At 44.6% G+C, this 3,943-nt stretch carries 3 protein-coding genes; all 3 read left to right on the top strand.

Annotated features, from left to right (window positions below):
* A partial coding sequence (locus MED222_RS00460) for a PrkA family serine protein kinase (protein ID WP_009848998.1) occupies nucleotides 1–1,866 on the top strand: 1,866 nt, incomplete at its 5' end.
* Nucleotides 1,867–2,009: 143 nt separating this feature from the next.
* Nucleotides 2,010–3,281 carry a YeaH/YhbH family protein gene (locus MED222_RS00455; protein WP_009848997.1) on the top strand — a complete coding sequence of 424 codons (1,272 nt, stop codon included), beginning with the start codon at nucleotides 2,010–2,012 and terminating at the stop codon, nucleotides 3,279–3,281.
* 11 nt (nucleotides 3,282–3,292) lie between these two features.
* Nucleotides 3,293–3,943: SpoVR family protein (locus tag MED222_RS00450; RefSeq protein WP_009848996.1), on the top strand; the 651-nt coding region annotated here is incomplete at its 3' end.

A 3,943-nucleotide genomic window follows, 5' to 3' on the forward strand; every position in this document is an offset into this window, starting at 1 on the left:
TTCTTAGGGCTGTGTAAAGACGATAAAAGTGCTTACGCGAATGCTGCCGAGCGCTTATTACTCGCCATTGGCGAACCGGAGGTCATTGACACTGCTCAAGACCCTCAACTAAGTCGTATTTTCTCGAACCGTGTCATCTCACGCTACAGTGAATTTAAAGATTTCTACGGCATGGAAGACGCGATTGAACAGATTGTTTCTTATCTAAAACATGCAGCGCAAGGTTTAGAAGAACGTAAGCAAATCCTTTATCTACTTGGCCCTGTGGGCGGTGGTAAATCATCCCTTGCTGAAAAACTCAAGGCACTGATGCAAAAGCTACCAATCTATGTGCTGTCTGCCGATGGTGAGCGAAGCCCAGTGAATGATCACCCCTTCTGTCTATTTGACGTAAACGAAGATGGCGATCTTTTGAAACAAGAGTACGGAATAGAGAAACGTTACATACGCTCTATCATGTCACCTTGGGCAGCGAAACGCCTCCATGACTTCGGTGGTGACATCTCCAAATTCAAAGTCATCAAACTGCGCCCTTCTATTCTCGACCAAGTTGCAATTGCGAAGACAGAGCCTGGTGATGAGAACAACCAAGATATCTCGTCTCTGGTTGGTAAAGTCGATATTCGTAAGCTTGAGCACTTCTCTCAAGATGATCCCGATGCCTATAGTTACTCTGGTGCGCTGTGTAAAGCAAACCAAGGTGTTATGGAGTTCGTAGAGATGTTCAAGGCACCAATCAAAGTCTTGCACCCACTTCTAACGGCAACGCAAGAAGGTAACTTCAACGGTACCGAAGGGCTCTCTGCACTGCCATTTGACGGTATGATTCTAGCTCACTCAAACGAATCCGAGTGGCAGACCTTCCGTAACAACAAAAACAACGAAGCCTTTCTCGACCGTGTGTACATTGTAAAAGTCCCTTACTGTCTGCGCGTCTCTGAAGAAGTTAAGATCTATCAAAAACTGCTTGAGCACAGTGAGCTATCCAAAGCCCCTTGTTCGCCAAGCACACTCGATCTGCTATCGCAATTCAGCATCCTATCGAGATTGAAAGAGCCTGAAAACTCTTCTCTATTCTCAAAAATGCGGGTTTACGATGGTGAGACTCTAAAAGACACCGATCCAAAAGCGAAGAGTTACCAAGAGTACCGAGACTACGCAGGTGTTGACGAAGGCATGTCTGGGCTATCAACGCGTTTCGCCTTTAAGATCCTGTCTCGTGTATTTAACTTCGACCAAGCCGAAGTGGCTGCAAACCCGGTTCACTTGTTCTACGTGATTGAACAACAAATCGAACGTGAACAGTTCCCTCAAGAAACCGCTGAGAAGTATCTTGAGTTCTTGAAAGGATACCTAGTACCGCGTTACGTAGAATTCATTGGTAAAGAAATTCAAACCGCTTACCTAGAGTCTTACTCTGAGTACGGACAGAATATCTTCGACCGCTATGTCACCTACGCGGACTTCTGGATTCAAGACCAAGAGTACCGAGATCCAGAAACAGGACAGCTATTTGACCGTGCTTCTCTGAATGGTGAACTAGAAAAAATCGAGAAAACAGCTGGGATCAGTAACCCTAAAGACTTCCGAAATGAGATTGTGAACTTCGTGCTTCGTGCCAAAGCCAACAATAACGGTCAAAACCCAGTTTGGACGAGCTACGAGAAACTGCGCACTGTAATTGAGAAGAAAATGTTCTCTAACACAGAAGAGCTACTTCCTGTTATTTCGTTCAATGCTAAGACCTCAACGGATGATCAGAAAAAACACGACGACTTCGTTGCTCGTATGATGGAAAAAGGCTACACCGAGAAACAAGTGAGACTGCTATCTGAGTGGTACCTAAGAGTTCGTAAATCCTCATAACCAAACTGTATTGAGCTGCTCAATTGGGCAGCTCGTACAAACCAATAACTTTATACCCTAACGAACGAATAGCTTTAGTAAACTAATAACTCTTATACCCGAATAAAAAGTAGGATCGCAAAATCAGCTGAGAGGGAGTTCTTATGGCACAATTTATCGATCGGAGGCTCAATGGCAAGAATAAGAGTGCTGTGAACAGACAGCGTTTCTTACGACGCCATAAAGAGCAAATCAAAGAATCTGTGGCCGATGCAGTCAACCGACGCTCAATCACCAATACTGAAACCGGTGAAGACGTCACTATTCCTCATAAAGACATCAAAGAGCCAAGCTTTCACCAAGGTCAAGGCGGCGTAAGAGAACGCGTTCACCCAGGTAATGACCAGTTCATCACGGGCGATAAAATTGAACGTCCTAAAGGTGGTGGTCAAGGTGGTGGCTCAGGCCAGGGTGACGCAAGCCCTGATGGCGAAGGCCAAGATGAATTTACCTTCCAAATTTCAAAAGATGAATATCTTGATATTCTCTTTGAAGATTTAGCTCTGCCTAATCTAGAGAAGAATCAGGTCAACAAAATCACCGAATGGAAAACACACCGCTCTGGTTACCAAAGCGCGGGGATTCCATCTAATATCGCTATCGTTCGTTCACTGCAACAATCTCTGGCTCGTAGAACCGCGATGACAGCAGGTAAAAAGCGCGAGCTCAACCTACTGATGGAGCAACTTGACCAAGTAAAAATGACAGAACCAGCACAACCTTTCGAAGAGAGTCGCTTAAAAGAAGAGATTGCTGAGTTACGTAAAAAAATTGAAAGCGTGCCGTTCATTGACACCTTCGACCTGCGTTTTAAAAATTATGAGAAGCGCCCTATTCCATCTAGCCAAGCCGTTATGTTCTGTCTAATGGATGTATCTGGCTCAATGGATCAAGCTACCAAGGACATCGCAAAACGCTTCTACGTACTGCTTTACTTATTCCTCAATCGCACATATGAAAACGTCGATGTTGTGTTTATTCGTCACCATACTCAGGCTAAAGAAGTTGACGAACATGAGTTCTTCTATTCACAAGAAACTGGCGGCACGATCGTTTCTAGTGCACTGAAACTAATGAAAGAAATTGTCGCAGATCGTTATCCTGCTAATGAGTGGAATATCTACGCAGCACAAGCTTCTGATGGAGATAACTGGGCGGATGACTCACCTCGCTGTAAAGAACTGTTGGTCAATACGCTATTACCGACTTGCCAATATTACTCTTACATCGAGATTACTCGCCGTTCACACCAAACGCTTTGGCACGAGTACGAGAAGCTAGAAGCGAGCTTCGATAACTTCGCCATGAAGAACATTAAAACGGTGGATGATATTTTTCCTGTGTTTAGAGAACTGTTCCAGAAAGAGACTGCGTAAGGGAGTTTGCCATGACAGCGAAATCAAACGTTGCAGAGAAAGACAAATCTGCACAGAAGAAAAACAACAAGATGCTGCCTGATGGTCCAGATTGGACGTTCAACCTCTTGGAACAATATCACGTAGAAATTAAGCGTGTGGCGCAGCATTACCGTTTAGACACTTACCCGAACCAGATTGAAGTGATTACCTCTGAGCAGATGATGGATGCTTACTCCAGCATTGGTATGCCCATCAACTACAACCACTGGTCTTTTGGTAAGAAGTTCATCCAAACAGAGCAAAACTACAAACACGGCCAAATGGGCTTAGCGTACGAAATCGTGATCAACTCAGATCCGTGTATCGCTTACTTAATGGAAGAGAACACGGTCACGATGCAAGCGTTGGTAATGGCGCATGCCTGTTACGGCCATAACTCGTTCTTTAAGGGTAATTACCTGTTCCAAACTTGGACTGATGCAAGCTCGATTATCGACTATCTATTGTTCGCGAAAAAATACATTACCGATTGCGAAGAAAAGTATGGTGTGGCTGAAGTCGAGAAACTTCTCGATTCTTGTCATGCTCTCATGAACTACGGCGTAGACAGATACAAACGCCCAGAGAAGATTTCCATTGCGGAAGAAACCGCAAGACAAGAAGAACGTGAAGCTTACCTG

This window comes from Vibrio sp. MED222 (assembly GCF_000153005.1).
GTDB classification, from domain to species: domain Bacteria; phylum Pseudomonadota; class Gammaproteobacteria; order Enterobacterales; family Vibrionaceae; genus Vibrio; species Vibrio tasmaniensis_A.

Bases quoted from the DNA above. Each gene is read 5' to 3' on its own strand.
- MED222_RS00455 (WP_009848997.1), top strand. From the start codon at position 2,010: ATGGCACAATTTATCGATCGGAGGCTCAATGGCAAGAATAAGAGTGCT.